This window comes from Pelagirhabdus alkalitolerans, from assembly GCF_900096905.1.
Lineage (GTDB): Bacteria > Bacillota > Bacilli > Bacillales > Amphibacillaceae > Pelagirhabdus > Pelagirhabdus alkalitolerans.
On sequence record NZ_FMYI01000004.1, the window covers coordinates 1 to 13924 of the forward strand.

15 protein-coding genes are annotated in these 13924 nt (G+C 34.9%); 4 read left to right on the forward strand and 11 right to left on the reverse strand.

Going from position 1 to position 13924, the window contains the following annotated elements; genetic code table 11:
* Positions 1 to 349 precede the first annotated feature (349 nt).
* The 5 genes from BLR62_RS06220 to bcp all read right to left on the reverse strand — a co-directional run bounded on the left by BLR62_RS06220 (position 350) and on the right by bcp (position 4148).
* Positions 350 to 1216 carry a nucleotidyltransferase-like protein gene (locus BLR62_RS06220; protein ID WP_090794825.1) on the reverse strand — a complete coding sequence of 289 codons (867 nt, stop codon included), beginning with the start codon at positions 1214 to 1216 and terminating at the stop codon, positions 350 to 352.
* 165 nt (positions 1217 to 1381) lie between these two features.
* On the reverse strand, positions 1382 to 1825 hold the full coding sequence (gene perR, locus BLR62_RS06225; RefSeq protein ID WP_090794827.1) for a peroxide-responsive transcriptional repressor PerR: 444 nt from the start codon (positions 1823 to 1825) through the stop codon (positions 1382 to 1384).
* Between the two features lie 204 nt (positions 1826 to 2029).
* Positions 2030 to 2593 (reverse strand): cob(I)yrinic acid a,c-diamide adenosyltransferase, encoded by a 564-nt coding sequence (locus BLR62_RS06230; RefSeq protein WP_090794829.1) that lies wholly within the window; start codon positions 2591 to 2593, stop codon positions 2030 to 2032.
* A 2-nt stretch (positions 2594 to 2595) separates the two neighbouring features.
* Positions 2596 to 3522 (reverse strand): D-2-hydroxyacid dehydrogenase, encoded by a 927-nt coding sequence (locus BLR62_RS06235; protein WP_245719417.1) that lies wholly within the window; start codon positions 3520 to 3522, stop codon positions 2596 to 2598.
* A 158-nt stretch (positions 3523 to 3680) separates the two neighbouring features.
* On the reverse strand, positions 3681 to 4148 hold the full coding sequence (gene bcp / locus BLR62_RS06240; RefSeq protein ID WP_090794834.1) for a thioredoxin-dependent thiol peroxidase: 468 nt from the start codon (positions 4146 to 4148) through the stop codon (positions 3681 to 3683).
* Positions 4149 to 4685: 537 nt separating this feature from the next.
* Here bcp and BLR62_RS06245 point away from each other — a divergent pair.
* On the forward strand, positions 4686 to 5759 hold the full coding sequence (locus tag BLR62_RS06245; protein ID WP_090794835.1) for an FUSC family protein: 1074 nt from the start codon (positions 4686 to 4688) through the stop codon (positions 5757 to 5759).
* A gap of 56 nt (positions 5760 to 5815) precedes the next feature.
* Here BLR62_RS06245 and ntdP read toward each other — a convergent pair whose 3' ends face one another.
* From ntdP to mutY, 3 genes are all read right to left on the reverse strand, one after another.
* Positions 5816 to 6346 (reverse strand): nucleoside tri-diphosphate phosphatase, encoded by a 531-nt coding sequence (ntdP, locus tag BLR62_RS06250; protein WP_090794837.1) that lies wholly within the window; start codon positions 6344 to 6346, stop codon positions 5816 to 5818.
* Between the two features lie 155 nt (positions 6347 to 6501).
* Positions 6502 to 6714, reverse strand: a complete 213-nt coding sequence (locus BLR62_RS06255) for a gamma-type small acid-soluble spore protein (protein WP_090794839.1) — start codon at positions 6712 to 6714, stop codon at positions 6502 to 6504.
* Between the two features lie 69 nt (positions 6715 to 6783).
* Positions 6784 to 7860, reverse strand: a complete 1077-nt coding sequence (gene mutY / locus BLR62_RS06260) for an A/G-specific adenine glycosylase (protein ID WP_090794843.1) — start codon at positions 7858 to 7860, stop codon at positions 6784 to 6786.
* A gap of 130 nt (positions 7861 to 7990) precedes the next feature.
* On the opposite strand from mutY, the gene BLR62_RS06265 reads away from it, so the two are divergent.
* Both BLR62_RS06265 and BLR62_RS06270 read left to right on the forward strand, forming a co-directional pair.
* Positions 7991 to 8971 carry a metal-dependent hydrolase gene (locus BLR62_RS06265; protein ID WP_090794846.1) on the forward strand — a complete coding sequence of 327 codons (981 nt, stop codon included), beginning with the start codon at positions 7991 to 7993 and terminating at the stop codon, positions 8969 to 8971.
* 154 nt (positions 8972 to 9125) lie between these two features.
* Complete coding sequence (locus BLR62_RS06270) at positions 9126 to 9914, forward strand: HAD family hydrolase (RefSeq protein WP_176759236.1); 789 nt, start codon at positions 9126 to 9128, stop codon at positions 9912 to 9914.
* Between the two features lie 43 nt (positions 9915 to 9957).
* Here the strand turns inward: BLR62_RS06270 and recX are convergent, their stop codons facing one another.
* Together recX and BLR62_RS06280 are read right to left on the reverse strand one after the other, a co-directional pair.
* Positions 9958 to 10782, reverse strand: coding sequence for a recombination regulator RecX (gene recX, locus BLR62_RS06275; RefSeq protein WP_090794851.1), 825 nt, complete (start codon positions 10780 to 10782; stop codon positions 9958 to 9960).
* 142 nt (positions 10783 to 10924) lie between these two features.
* Positions 10925 to 11587, reverse strand: a complete 663-nt coding sequence (locus BLR62_RS06280) for a helix-turn-helix transcriptional regulator (protein ID WP_090794854.1) — start codon at positions 11585 to 11587, stop codon at positions 10925 to 10927.
* A 196-nt stretch (positions 11588 to 11783) separates the two neighbouring features.
* On the opposite strand from BLR62_RS06280, the gene BLR62_RS06285 reads away from it, so the two are divergent.
* Positions 11784 to 12029: a YuzB family protein gene (locus BLR62_RS06285; protein ID WP_176759250.1), complete on the forward strand. Its 246-nt coding sequence runs from the start codon at positions 11784 to 11786 to the stop codon at positions 12027 to 12029.
* Between the two features lie 61 nt (positions 12030 to 12090).
* Here BLR62_RS06285 and BLR62_RS06290 read toward each other — a convergent pair whose 3' ends face one another.
* Complete coding sequence (locus BLR62_RS06290; RefSeq protein WP_090794858.1) at positions 12091 to 13902, reverse strand: methyl-accepting chemotaxis protein; 1812 nt, start codon at positions 13900 to 13902, stop codon at positions 12091 to 12093.
* Positions 13903 to 13924 lie beyond the last annotated feature (22 nt).

A 13924-nucleotide genomic window follows, 5' to 3' on the forward strand; every position in this document is an offset into this window, starting at 1 on the left:
CGCCAGCGTTCGTCCTGAGCCAAGATCAAACTCTCATTAAAATGAGTTAAGTTTATCTAAACTCGGTTCAAAAGCACTAGCTTTTGTCTTACTTCATTTCTTAACGTACTGGTTGTTTCGTTCAGTTTTCAAAGATCAATATGATTCGCTATCTTTGCGACAGCTTTTATATTATATGATATCTAACAGGTTATTGTCAATAACTTTTTTTAAAATCATATAATACTTCAGTTGCTATTTAAAAGCCTTAATATTTGCGCTTAATTAAGCAACGTTTATAACTATACCACGGAAATAAAACAGTCGTCAATCCTTTTTTATATTAAAAAACATTGACGACATATTCAAATCATATCTTACTATAAAGTCGATGATAAACATTAACACCTTTTGTTTCTTCTAAAGTAACCTGGACATATTCCTTCTCTATTAAATACGCAAGCATCATCGACAAATCAAGTTGATACTCCTGAACAGAAGGATGTGATTTTAACTGTTTAAAGCCCCATTTTTCCGAGCTATCTCCCATTACATTTAATAAATGACTAGAGCCAATGCCAATTTTCCCATTTATAGCAAAATCAATTGCGAGCATCATTAGTTCTAATCGCTCATTAATAGGTTCATTATTATTTAATAATTCTTCATATAGCTTATATGTCGCTGGATCAATTCTCCTTACTTGATTCCAAACAACCATCTCTGGATAAAAACCTTCTTGGATAAGGCTTAATCGCCCTAAACTATGAATGGCACTAATAATCTTTTGATAACTATCTAAAAAATCACGATTTTTATATAAGCTTTTTGCTTCTTGATAGCTACGTGTTAATTTCGCAAATTCTATAGCTAGTCGCAACTCTCTTTTTTCTTTAGGATAAACATCGAGATCTTCTCTTAGTTTTGAAACATACTCATTTTGATCATACACAACATCACCTTCAGTCACCCAGTAAACCATTCGTCTATACGAACTCGTATCAATCCAATATTCAAGACGATTTTTATCAACGACATGCATGGCACATGTATAATCTTCAATTAAATAGTGTTTGACATACCAATCATTTTGAGCATTTTCTACAATGATTAATAAAACAACATCAAATTGGTCCGTTACTGGGCTGGCGCTATTTGTTTTATATAACTTTATAACACCTAATGTATCTGGATCACTTGCTCGTTCTTGATAGAGAGAACGTAATAAATCTTCCATCATAACTCACCCCTCACTTAATCTACTACCATGATATAACCTTTTTCGACAAAAAAGCAAAAGTTCCTCTTAACTTGATTAATTTTATGCTAAATCAAGTTAAGAGGAACTTTTTGCAGAAGATAAAAAACCTTTCTGTAGATCATCTACAGAAAGGTTTTAACATTAATGAGTTGTTTTACAATCCGGACATGTCCCGTAAATCTCCATACGATGATGACTAACCTCAAACCCTGTCACTTTCTCTGCCAACGCTTCTACTTCATCTAACGTCGGATAATGAAAGTCAACAATTTTACCACAAGACTCACAAATCACATGGTAGTGCTTAGAAGTATTGTAATCAAACCGACTGGAAGCATCTCCATAGGTTAGCTCTTTAACTAAACCAATCTCTCTAAACACCCGCAAATTATTATATACGGTTGCTACACTCATATTTGGAAATTTTCCTTCTAAGGCTTTATAAATATCATCAGCCGTAGGATGAATCTCTGCATTAATTAAATACTCGAGGACGGCATGTCTTTGAGGTGTTATACGGACACCTGATTCCTTTAACCGATCGACTGCTTCATGGAGTTCATGTTCATGATTGTGTTCATGCATCGCCATCCACCTCTCTTTCGTTGATAGAAGTACAAATCATTATAACAAGCGACTCCTATAAACACGCATTTAAGTCTTGTTATCGAATAACTTCTATTATTACTTTATAATACTTATAATTAGTGTACCTTTAAATGGCGTGTTCGTCAATCAAACAAGCATATTCTCATTAATTTTTTCAACATTAAAGTTTAAAAAGTGCTCTTAATGTTCTTCTACAAAAGGACGTTCTTCATAAGCACTAAATGTTGTCACATATCTGGCAGCTACAAATAGCAAGTCTGATAAGCGATTTAAATATACAAGAACCAAAGGATTAATCTCATCTTTTAAATCAATTACGATTCTTTCAGCTCTTCTTACGATTGTCCGTGCGTGATGAAGACTCGTTGTCGTTGGGTGCCCTGTTGGGAGAATGAATTGCTTCAATTCAGGTGTTTTTTCTTCCCATTGATCAATCGTCTTTTCCAAGTCATCAATATGAGATTGTTTTATCGGCCAAGGTACCTTCTTCTCAGCAGGTGTCGCCAGCTCCGATCCCACATGAAAAAGCAACGTTTGCACTTTCTCCATACAACGTAAAAATGCTTTACGATCAGAAAGTGACCATGTAAGACCGTGATCTATAGAGTTTTGAGCAATACCAATCACGGCGTTCGCCTCATCACAAGTTCCGTAAGCCTCTACTCTTAAGTGGTTCTTCTTGACACGCTCACCTGAAAATAACGATGTTTCTCCTTGGTCACCTGATCGTGTATATATACGCATTTTTAATACCCCCTACTTGGATTTATAACATTAACGGACGGCTTTTTGTCATTTAAATATTCATTTAAATTATCTTCAAAAATGGCTAACGCTCTAGGTAAATAAAAAACAGACTTACCAGATACGTGCGGCGTTAACGTAATCGATTGATGATCCCAAAATTCATGATCAGACGGTAATGGTTCAATCGGGGTAACATCTAATATCGCATGTTCGATTTCACCTGAATTCAGCGCGTCAATCAAAACAGATGCTTCAACTGCATCACCTCTCCCCATGTTAAGGAATACAGCATCTTGTTTCATCACCTTAAAATGATGAGGTTGATAGAAGTGATGTGTTTTTGATGTACTAGGCAAAATAGAAATAACAAAATCTGATTGCTCTAAAGCATTTTCTAAATGATCGGTATCAAAAACCTCATCAAAATATGGACGCTCACCGCCACGATTTGTTACCGCGATTGTTTTCATTCTAAAAGCTTGCGCTAACCTTGCCAATTCTTCCCCAATTGCACCTGCTCCTACAATAGACATCGTACGGTGTGAGATTTCTTTAGTCGGTATTTTTTGATTCCATTCTTTATCTTCCTGAGCATTTGCAAATGCTAAATTTGACCGGTAATAGTTCAACAACATTGAAATGGCATATTCTGCCATCGGAATCTTATGAATACCTTTAGCGTTTGTTAATAAAACATCTCGTTTTTCAATCGCTTTAAGTGGCATCATTTCAACACCAGCAGAAATAACCATAATCCATTTAAGATTAGGGGCTTTATCGATATGTTCTTCAGCCATATCTTCACCATATGTGATCAGTACCTCAACATCTTGAAAATAAGCCTCAGCTTCATCAATAGATTCTGAAAATACAAATTGACAAGTGGGATAGCGATCGATTAATTGTTTTTCTAATTTATTCGTCAAACGAGTTGTTGATACGATAAGCATCATGATCACCTTACTTTCATATTATTCCCTTAAAAATAGTGTTAAAAACAAATAAGCTCTCGGCATATTTTACCGTTTATGTACAAAAAACGCTAGCCCTTATTATAGAAGAAACTAGCGTTTTTATCTGACTTTTATTTAATGTTGTCTCGAATATATTGTAGCGCTTCTTCAACATGCCCTTCTACTTTCACATCTCGATAGGCTTTTTGAATAACACCATCTTCATCAATAATAAAAGTGGATCGTTGATTACCATAATACTCGCGATCAGGTTTTTTCTTCAATTTCCAAACTCCAAAGGCCTCAGCTAACTGATGGTCTTCATCGACAACCAATGTGAATGGAAGTTCATGCTTTTCTTTGAACTCCTTATGACTTTCACTTGAATCAGGACTCACACCGATGATGACTGTATTTAAGTCTTCAAAACTTTGATAATTATCCCTAAATGAGCAAGCTTCATCTGTACAACCTGGTGTATTATCTTTAGGGTAGAAATATAATACAATCGACTTACCCTTAAAATCTGACAACGAAATAGTCTCACCCTCACTCGTTTGCAAGGATTGCGTTGGTACTTTGTCTCCTATATCAATCATTACTTAGCCTCCTTATATTTTAATTTTAGATTAACGAACTTAAGCCGCCTGAACAAATAATCCGCTTCAATTAATTGATAGCGTTAATAGATCATTTACCCACTTTAAATCAACATTAAACCTATTTCTATTGTATATTTATCGAATAAAGATGATTTGATTTACGGCATATTGTATGCTCCCTTTGATAAATAACATTTTAATTATTACCTGATATTAATTTTGTTACTTCAAAATTCCCATAATATACAAGAATGTTTTTTCTTTAAATAATCATTAGCTAATAACTGATCTTTATACCAGATATAAAAAATTTATTCAATATTTTGAATATTTATTTAATTTAGAATTGATATTATTTTCTGACTATGATATTATAATTTTGAAATCATGCTTTATTTGTCAAATGTATGACTTCCCTTCAAAGCATGAAAGTCTTTGCCTCAACGTTTTCAATTCGTTGAGGTCTTTTTTTGTTTAATTTATCCTCATTACGGCAATAAGTTAAGATAGAGAGAAAAAGGAGGCACTTCTGTCATGCGATTAGGTGCAAGAATGTTTAAAACGGGTCTAGCTGTTGCACTTGCGTTATACCTTGCTCAGTTAATCGGATTTCCTTCAACTGTTTTTGCCGGATTTGCTGCGGTTTTTGCCGTACAACCATCGATATATCAATCATTTAAAACGATCATTAAACAACTTCAAGCAAATTTCATCGGTGTTGTTACAGCAACTTTAATGGCTTTCTTGCTTGGCAACGATCCTATTGTAGTTGGTATTGCTGTCATCTTCGTGATCAGCATGTGTCGATTTTTAAAGTTAGAAAAAAGCGCTGTGTCAATCGCACTTATCGCGGTTATTTCTGTTATGGAAACAACCACCATGGAAATACATCAATTTGCGTTTGTTCGATTCTCAACGCTAATGCTTGGAATTTTATCTTCTTTCCTTGTGAACTTATTGTTTATTCCACCCAAGTATGAAACTCGTCTTTTTAAACAAATAGATGTACTCACAACTGAAGTATTACAATGGTTACGTGTCACATCAAGACACCTTTCTGATGACCCTTCTTTAAAGAAAGAAATGTATCGAATTAAAGTCGAATTAAGACGGTTAGATGAGATTTATACACTGTATTACGAAGAGGGTGTTTATTTTAAGAAAAATCAACTAGCTAAAACACGAAAGCTTGTCGTATTCCGTCAATTAATTCATGTTCTTAACAAAGGATTTGATGTTTTAAAATCTTTACAAAAAGTAGATAATCGAGCCCGTTTAATTCCAGAAGACGTAAGAGACTTGCTCGTTAAAGAAATTGACCTAGCTATTCACGCACACGAACAAATATTACTTGGCTTCATGCGTAAATTAAAGCGAGATGATGATATCGATCACTTAGCTCAATCAAATATTCCACTACTTGTCGACCGATTACTTGAAATGTATCAAAAAAACGAAACAGATTATTTAACATTTCTACCACTTGCTACAATGTTAATGCGTTATCACAATGAATTAAAACATTTAGAAACTTTATTAAATAGCTATGATCGATTTTACAACAATGAAAAGTTAGAAATGATCGCTAAGCGTGATTTAGATTATTAAGACGTAAAATCAATTAAAAATGAGGTGAGCTCTTTTAATTAGAGCCACCTCATTTTTTAAATAGGATATGTTAAAAATAGTTCGTACAATTGCTCGACCTTTTCATGCGAAAAAGGTCCCTTACGTTGTCTAATCATATGCGTTAATTCTTCAACACTATCCCATAATACACGGTCTATTTCTTGCGGATAATTCATTTGTTGACTGTGCAACTCATATTCGTCTTCATCTAACAACGTATACGTCATGTCAGGGAACACCTTTACATCTAAGTCGTAATCAATGTATTTAACAGCGCCATCTTCAAAGACAAAGGGCGAGCTAATATTGCAATAATAGTGAATTCCATCTGCCCTTAGCATACTTATAACATTAAACCAATGTTCGGTATAAAAGAAACATATAGCGGGTTCCCGCGTTAACCAAGACCTCCCGTCACTTTCTAATACACGCGTCCGATCATTTGCACCAATTATACGCGTGCTTGTCGCTTTTAGAATTGTCGTTTCCTGCCAAGTTCGATGGAGCTGCCCATTATGCTTATAGCTTTTAATTTGCATAGGTGAACCTATCTTAGGGTCAGCCATCTTATCTTCCTTTCTTTATCTGAATAACTAACATTATTATAACTTTTATCCATCAGAAAAGAAAATAAAATAACCAAAAAGTTAATGATCAAATTTTCTATAATTAATATGAATACAAAAAATGACCCCTCATATGAGCGGTCATTTTTTGTGCTTTATTGATTTTTTTGTTGGTTGTTCTGTTGTTTGTTTTGTTGAGATTTCTTATTTTGTTGCTTCACACGCTCAATATCAGTTTCTGAAGCGAATTCAGCACCGTATTGACCTTGACCTTGTTGCATTTGTTGGTTTTGTTGAGCTTGTTGTTTTTGGCGTTTAGCTTGTTCTTGGTTTTTTCCTTCGCGTTGTTGATTTTGGTTTTTAGCCATATTTATCACCTCCACGGTTGTTAACTTAACCATTACGAGATGAATTTATGCTAGTAAATTAAACCATCTTTAATTCAAATATTGATAAACCTTTTGATGTGGTACAGGGAAAGGAAACGCATCTATTTTGGATTTTTCCACCAACATTTGAGAGTGTTCAACATGCTTAATATTTTCAACTTTAAAATAATGAACATCTAATTCCCATATCACATGGGAAAAAACATGCTTGATCGATTCAAGCTGTTTATGTTCAAAAACTTGTGTTTGATAAACCTCTTCAACATAGGGAAGAATAAGCGCTTGATCAACTTCTTTTTTTTCCAACATCATAAATTGCCACATATTCGCTAGCAATCCGTTTTCTGGACGCTTTTCAATTAGCAATTGTCCTGATTGATCTTCCAAAACAAGTACATAATAAGAGTGTGTCGACTGCTTTTTCTTTTTTGATTTTATCGGTAATACATTTTGTTTATTTGAATGAAAAGCTTGGCAATGAGCTTTCACAGGACAACGATCACATTTAGGGCTTTGCGGCCGACAAATAAGAGCGCCCAATTCCATTAACCCTTGATTAAAACTAGAAGGGTCTTGCTCTGATATCAATTGCCTTACGAGTGCTTCAAATGTCTTTTTTGTTTTAGGTTTGGCTATATCTTCTTCAATATTACAAAGACGTGATAAAACACGCATGACATTGCCATCAACTGCCGGTTCAGGCTGGTTATAAGCAATACTCATAATCGCGCCTAATGTATAAGGACCAATACCTTTTAATTTAGAAAGGGACTGTTTTTCCTTTGGTACGACACCACCATAAGATTCTTTTACTTCTTTTACAGCTGTTTTTAAATTTCTTGCCCTTGAATAATACCCTAGACCTTCCCAAGCTTTCAGCACTTCTTGTTCATCAGCATCTGCTAGAGCAGAAGGTGTTGGAAATTGTCGAATAAATGCATTAAAATAAGGGATAACCGTATCAACTTGTGTTTGCTGCAACATAATCTCAGACACCCATACTTTATATGGGTCTTGATCTTCTCGCCAAGGTAAGGTACGTTTATTGTTATTGAACCAATTAATTAGATCACGTCTGAATGCATCTTGATCTATTCGTTTTGCATAATCTGTCACTATTATCATCCTTTATATTCACCAATGTTTCCTTAAGGTTTAATTCAATCAAAAAATGGCTACAAGTAAGTATAACACTTTTTAAATCACGATTAGATTATATAGTGAACATAAATAAATTGGAAGGGGGCGGACATAAATGGACACCGGTACCCATATTGCAATGGGAGTAGCCCTCGGCGGTATTGCAACCTTAGATCCCTCTGTTGGTGGTGACCCAGTACTTTTTAGCGCTGTCATGGCAGGAACCGTTATCGGGTCACATGCACCTGATTTTGATACTGTACTAAAATTAAAAAGTAATGCTGTCTATTTACGACACCATCGCGGTATTACACATTCGATCCCTCTTGTTTTGTTTTGGGGTCTTCTCATTTCAAGTTTAATTTTTTTGGCCATCCCTAACATGCCATATGCTGTTTTATGGCGCTGGACGACATTAGCTGTTGTTATTCATGTGTTTGTCGATATTTTTAATGCATACGGGACTCAAGCGCTTCGTCCTTTTTCAAATAAATGGATAGCTTTAGGTTTTATTAACACCTTTGACCCCGTCATTTTCACAGCACATATTGTTGGTTTTGGTTTTTGGATGCTTGGGTTTAATCCCGCCCAGACGTTTTTAACAATTTATAGCCTACTCGTCTTTTATTATTTAAAACGTTTTTTACAAAAACGTGTATTGGAAAGAAAAATTGAGATCTACTACGGGGAAGTTGAAGGAATATTCACCTCTCCAACCATTAATCAAAGAATTTGGCGACTAGCTATTACAACGAAGGATAGTTTTTATGTCGCTCGTGCGAATCACGGAAATATCCAAATCGTTGATCAGTTTGAGCGGATTCCAGTTCCGAATAATAAATTGATGGCAACGGCTAAAACGGATCGTAACGTGGCTGCCTTTTTATCTTTTTCAAAAGTTTATAGGTGGGAGCAAGTTGAATATGACGACTACACTGAAGTTCGGTTTATCGATCTTCGATATCGATCAAAAAGTCACTACCCATTCGTAGCTGTCGTTAAAATATCTGAGGACTTGGAGATCTTAAACTCATACACGGGGTGGGTCTTCTCTGAAGATAAACTTCAAGATAAGCTATTGCTTGAGGACGTTTAATATTAATAAATATAAGTAAGACAGCATGACGAACGTATTTGCCAATTCAATATTGGTAAGTACGTTCTTTTCATCTGCTCATCGTTTTAAAGAGTGATTATTTCAAATCGTGTGTAGATCCATGTATAATAGAGGAAAAAAGTTAGGAGATAACATGATTAAACTATTTGCAACTGATTTAGATGGTACGTTACTAAAAGAAAATAAATATATTACGGAAAAAGATCAAAATATGCTAAGACAACTCTATCAACAAGGGATCGAGATTGCTTTTGCAACAGGTCGGTCTGATTCAGAGATTCTTCGTTTGTTTGAACAAATTGGGATAAAGGGGCATCGTGTGAGTCAGAATGGCACTTTCGTCTATAGCAAAAACGACGACACAATTAGTGAAAGACATTTCAAACAAGATATAAGTCTTCAATTGATCGATGAAATCGAAGGATTGCATTTGCCTTATTTTGTCTCGACTAAACATGACATTTTTTTCACTGAGCATTCCCCTTTTATTGAACAAATACAAGGATTGTTCCATTCTAAACTAAAGCACTTACCTAATTTGAACGACGCGATTTCAAATGGACTAAAACCATCAAAATTTATGGTTCTTGGTGAAACGGAACCTTTAAAAGTCATCCAAAAGCAAATGTCTACGAAATTTAATCACGAAATGGAAAGTTTTCTGTCTGATCCTAGGTGTATCGATATAGTACCTAGCGGTGTTAACAAAGCGAATGGACTCGAACATCTTATGAGACACTTAGAGATTGAAAAACAAGACATCGCTGTCGTGGGGGATTCTTATAATGATATTCCGATGCTTAATATGACTGAAAATAGCTATGTCATGACAAGTGCCGCAACCGATGTAAAAGTACATGCCTCTAGCGAAGTCCAACACGTTTATGAAGTGATTGAAGCGCTCCAATTTAATCTAAAATAGTGTAAAAACCTGAGTGACCGATATATCCTTAACTCAGGTTTTTCTATACTTGGTGAGTATCATGTTCATCCATGAATCGGTTGATTAAATCTTGTGTAAAGCCTTTCTGATAGAGGCCGGCTTTTAATTTTTGGGTTAGCATATAACCTTCGTGTTTCTTTCGGTAACGTTTCAATAATTTCTCGCCTTGATAAACTAAAGCATCCCACTCATCATTACTTGAGTCTTCACGCTCTTCAACCAAACGCTCAAAAGCTAAATTAATAACATGTTGGTCATATCCTTTTCTCATAAGGGTTTGTTTTTGCTTTTGCATCATTTGTTTGAGTGATTCTTTTTTTGAATGTAATGATTGTTTAGCTAGCCATTTTTCTATGTGCTGCAACTGTTGTTGATCATCAAATGCTTCAAGTGCTTGATTAATAATCAATTGATCGACACCTTTTTGGATCAATTCTTTACGAATCATATTAGGACCTTTCATCGTTGTATTTATTTTCGTTAACACATAAGCTTGACTAAACGCTTTATCATCTAATAATTGATCATTTAATAAACGCTCAACAATGTGGTTGATCTCCTCTTCATCAATCTCTTTGTCCTTTAAATACGTTCGCATTTCATAAACAGATCGCATCCGATGACTTAAATAATTCAATGCTTTTGAATATCCTTTATGAACAGAATCTTTTCGAAGTAGTGATTCGATTTCATCTTGAGTTAGTTGGACACCTTTTTGTAAACCTTCTTGAATTAATGTATCTTCTTCAACACTAAAACCGTAGTATTCTTTTTCTTGGTCAATTAAATGAATATTATATCGTTGTTTATTTTTTTTCTGAATCGATATTTTTGATATCGTTGGCATCACGTACACTCCTTCAAGTTAATCGTTTCTCCTCGTCGATCGTAATTATAGTTTAACACGTTCAAGATAGAGAATATAATTAATGCAAATTGTACACACTATTTACAAACAAAAAAAGCTCTAAAGACCAATGTCCAAGAGCTTACGTCGTTTGATTATGTGATTGTGATTCTTTAATAACATATTTACAACTCTTTTCCCCTTTTGCTATGCAGGTCACACGTTCAATATGATCTGTATTAAGTGCTTCTTTAAATAATTCTAATTCGCACTGACAAGGGGTATCATAACGACTTGAAATCGCAGCGATCGGACAGTTAAATTGTTCAAATGTCACTGTAGACTCCCCACTTAGATCAGACTCTTCAGTGAACTCAGCCATATAGCCATTATCTTTTTGAATATCGACCAACTGTTTCACGCGCTCTCGGAGACTATCTTCATCATAAATGTGTCGTTTGTATTTTCGCAACATACGTGCTTCTCGTTTTTGAAACAGCTCATCGATTGCATCATTCCCAATCGTCTCTTGAATGTCTTGAAGCATTTCAATCACTAATTGGTCATAATTATTTGGAAATAACCCATGCCCTGCATCAGTCAATCGATAAAAAATGACAGGCCTCCCCATTGGTTGCCTTACTGTTCTAGAGGTAATATACCCTTCACCTTCAAGTTTAACTAAATGTTTTCTAACAGCCATTTCTGTAATATCTAAGTATTCTTTTAACCCACTAACTGATAGCTCTTTCTTTTTTTTCAACAATTCTAAAATAGCTTCCCTAGTCGATTGATCCTTCGCCATATCCAACACCTACCCTTATGACTATAGTAACGAAAAAAGTTTGTGAAGTAAATAACAATCTTGCCTTTTTATATATTTTTATTAAATAAGTATAGATGAACAGGACAACTTAATGAATGCAAAATATATGACAATCATGTATGATTCAATTATAATATACTTCTTACAATAACACATTTATGGGGGAGTGGGTATTATCGGTATCGTTATTGTTGAAATTTGTGAAAGTAATCTTTTACAGACGATTGAAGCAGAGCAATTATTCGAATCCACCTACCCTGAAGTATCTGTCATTGTTAGCGAATGCTTATCATTTTGCGGTATGTGTCGATTCAGGCCTTTTGCATTAGTAAACAATCGCAGAATTAAAGGGAAAGATGTCGATGATTGCATTAAAAATATAAATCAAGCAATTGAAGAAGAACTTGCTTTTTATGCTTAATATGCAGAAACTGGATGATCAACTATAAAACGTTGAATGCATCCAGTTTTTTATTTATGCACTAAATTTTAAATTGTTTAACTAATTGATCCAGTTCAGCAGCTGATTTTCTTAACGTTTTCGAACCCGTTGATACCTCTTCCATTGATGATGAAGCCTCTTCAGCTGATGCTGATGTCTCTTCTACACCTGCTGCTGACTCCTCAGAAATAGAAGCAATTTCTTGAACAGAATCATTAACACTTTCAGAATCACTTGCTAACTCTTCTAAACCTGACATAACTGAGTTAACATGGTCTGTCATGTTATGAATCGCTTTTTCAATCGCTTCAAACCTGACACCTGTTGCGTGTATATCTTCTGTTCCTTGTGCGACTTCCTTATAACCTTTTTCTAAAGCTTCAGAAACAGCCTTAGACTCGAGTTGAATTCTATTTACAATCTCGGTTATATCCACAACAGACTCTCCAACTTGTTCTGCTAGCTTTCTTACTTCATCGGCAACAACTGCAAACCCTTTACCTGATTCACCTGCTCTAGCCGCTTCAATCGCTGCATTTAATGCCAGTAAATTTGTTTGATCTGCTATATCCTTAATAACACCGACCAATTTAGAAATTTGTTTAGACTCATCATCTAAACCTGATACTTTACTAACTGCTTGTTTCACAATTGCATCAATACTGCCCATTTGTTCAATTGAACGATTCATGTACTCATTACCGGAATGCGTTTCATCCAATACATTTGATGTCGATGTGCTAATTGTTTCACCACTTGTATTGATTGATTGAATTTTCTCAGCAAAAGCTTTCATCGTCCCCGCTAAATCTGAAGCAGCATTTGCTTGTGTTTCAGTACCGCTAGACAATTCTTCCATTGTTGCTGCAATTTGCTCTGTTCCTTGTCTAACATCATCAGCCGATTGATTTAAATCCTCACTTTGAGTATTTACTAAGTTCGATGTTTGTTTAATTTGATCAATCATTTGAGTTAAATTCAAACGCATTTTATCCATCGATGATGCGAGACGTCCAATTTCATCTTTTCCTTGATATGAAACAGACTCCACCGTCAAATCACCAGATGCAATTTGGTCACTGACTGTCACCACTGATTTTAAATGTTTAGAAACATGGCGACTAATCAACAAGAAGAGTACAACACCAATAACAAAGGATACGAGCATTGCACTATATAAGACTGTTTGAGCTAACATTTGAGCGGAATGAGCATCATCTAAAGCTTCGTCACGTTCTTCTAATATTGAATCTCTCAAATATTCTAAATAGAGTGATGTTGAACTTGCTAAATTATTAAACCGGTTACTATATATACTCATTACATTTTCCGGTTCGTCCATTGCATCTGCAATATCTTCTTCAAACATTTCATCTAATTCATAATTATTATCTAACACTTCTTGATATAATGCTTCTTGTGTATGGTTATTTAATTCTCCTCCTAAATAATCGAGTAGCTGGTTTACTTCTTCACTCGCTTCCATATAATCATCGTAATGTGTTTGATTCCAAAATTGTGAATATGTATTCGCAGACAATGCTTTAGCTTGTATTTGCGCACTTAGTTCCGTCACAAATACTGCTCGGTCTCCACGTCTTTCCAATTGTTCAACAGATCTTTGTGATTCTTGAATAGACCAACCAATCAAAACTGTGGATAGAAATAACAAAATAAAAATAAAGATAAATGCAGCCCCGTACTTCCATCCAATCGACATATTATGTAGTGGTGACATTCGTTTAGATTGTTTACGTTCTTTCTTATTTTTTTTAACAAACTTAAATCGACTTACCTTAAATCTTTCTCGTGGTTTTTTCTTTTTCTCTCGACTTTTTAATTTTTTGATCATGTACACGCCTCCTATAAAAACG

What these genes read in the sequence shown, in the direction of transcription:
- BLR62_RS06270 (WP_176759236.1), top strand. Translation starts at nt 9,126, where the DNA reads ATGATTAAACTATTTGCAACTGATTTAGATGGTACGTTACTAAAAGAA.
- BLR62_RS06230 (WP_090794829.1), bottom strand. Translation starts at nt 2,593, where the DNA reads ATGCGTATATATACACGATCAGGTGACCAAGGAGAAACATCGTTATTT.
- BLR62_RS06280 (WP_090794854.1), bottom strand. Translation starts at nt 11,587, where the DNA reads ATGGCGAAGGATCAATCGACTAGGGAAGCTATTTTAGAATTGTTGAAA.
- BLR62_RS06220 (WP_090794825.1), bottom strand. Translation starts at nt 1,216, where the DNA reads ATGGAAGATTTATTACGTTCTCTCTATCAAGAACGAGCAAGTGATCCA.
- ntdP (WP_090794837.1), bottom strand. Translation starts at nt 6,346, where the DNA reads ATGGCTGACCCTAAGATAGGTTCACCTATGCAAATTAAAAGCTATAAG.
- perR (WP_090794827.1), bottom strand. Translation starts at nt 1,825, where the DNA reads ATGCATGAACACAATCATGAACATGAACTCCATGAAGCAGTCGATCGG.
- BLR62_RS06245 (WP_090794835.1), top strand. Translation starts at nt 4,686, where the DNA reads ATGCGATTAGGTGCAAGAATGTTTAAAACGGGTCTAGCTGTTGCACTT.
- recX (WP_090794851.1), bottom strand. Translation starts at nt 10,782, where the DNA reads ATGCCAACGATATCAAAAATATCGATTCAGAAAAAAAATAAACAACGA.
- BLR62_RS06290 (WP_090794858.1), bottom strand. Translation starts at nt 13,902, where the DNA reads ATGATCAAAAAATTAAAAAGTCGAGAGAAAAAGAAAAAACCACGAGAA.
- mutY (WP_090794843.1), bottom strand. Translation starts at nt 7,860, where the DNA reads ATGATAATAGTGACAGATTATGCAAAACGAATAGATCAAGATGCATTC.
- BLR62_RS06255 (WP_090794839.1), bottom strand. Translation starts at nt 6,714, where the DNA reads ATGGCTAAAAACCAAAATCAACAACGCGAAGGAAAAAACCAAGAACAA.
- BLR62_RS06265 (WP_090794846.1), top strand. Translation starts at nt 7,991, where the DNA reads ATGGACACCGGTACCCATATTGCAATGGGAGTAGCCCTCGGCGGTATT.
- bcp (WP_090794834.1), bottom strand. Translation starts at nt 4,148, where the DNA reads ATGATTGATATAGGAGACAAAGTACCAACGCAATCCTTGCAAACGAGT.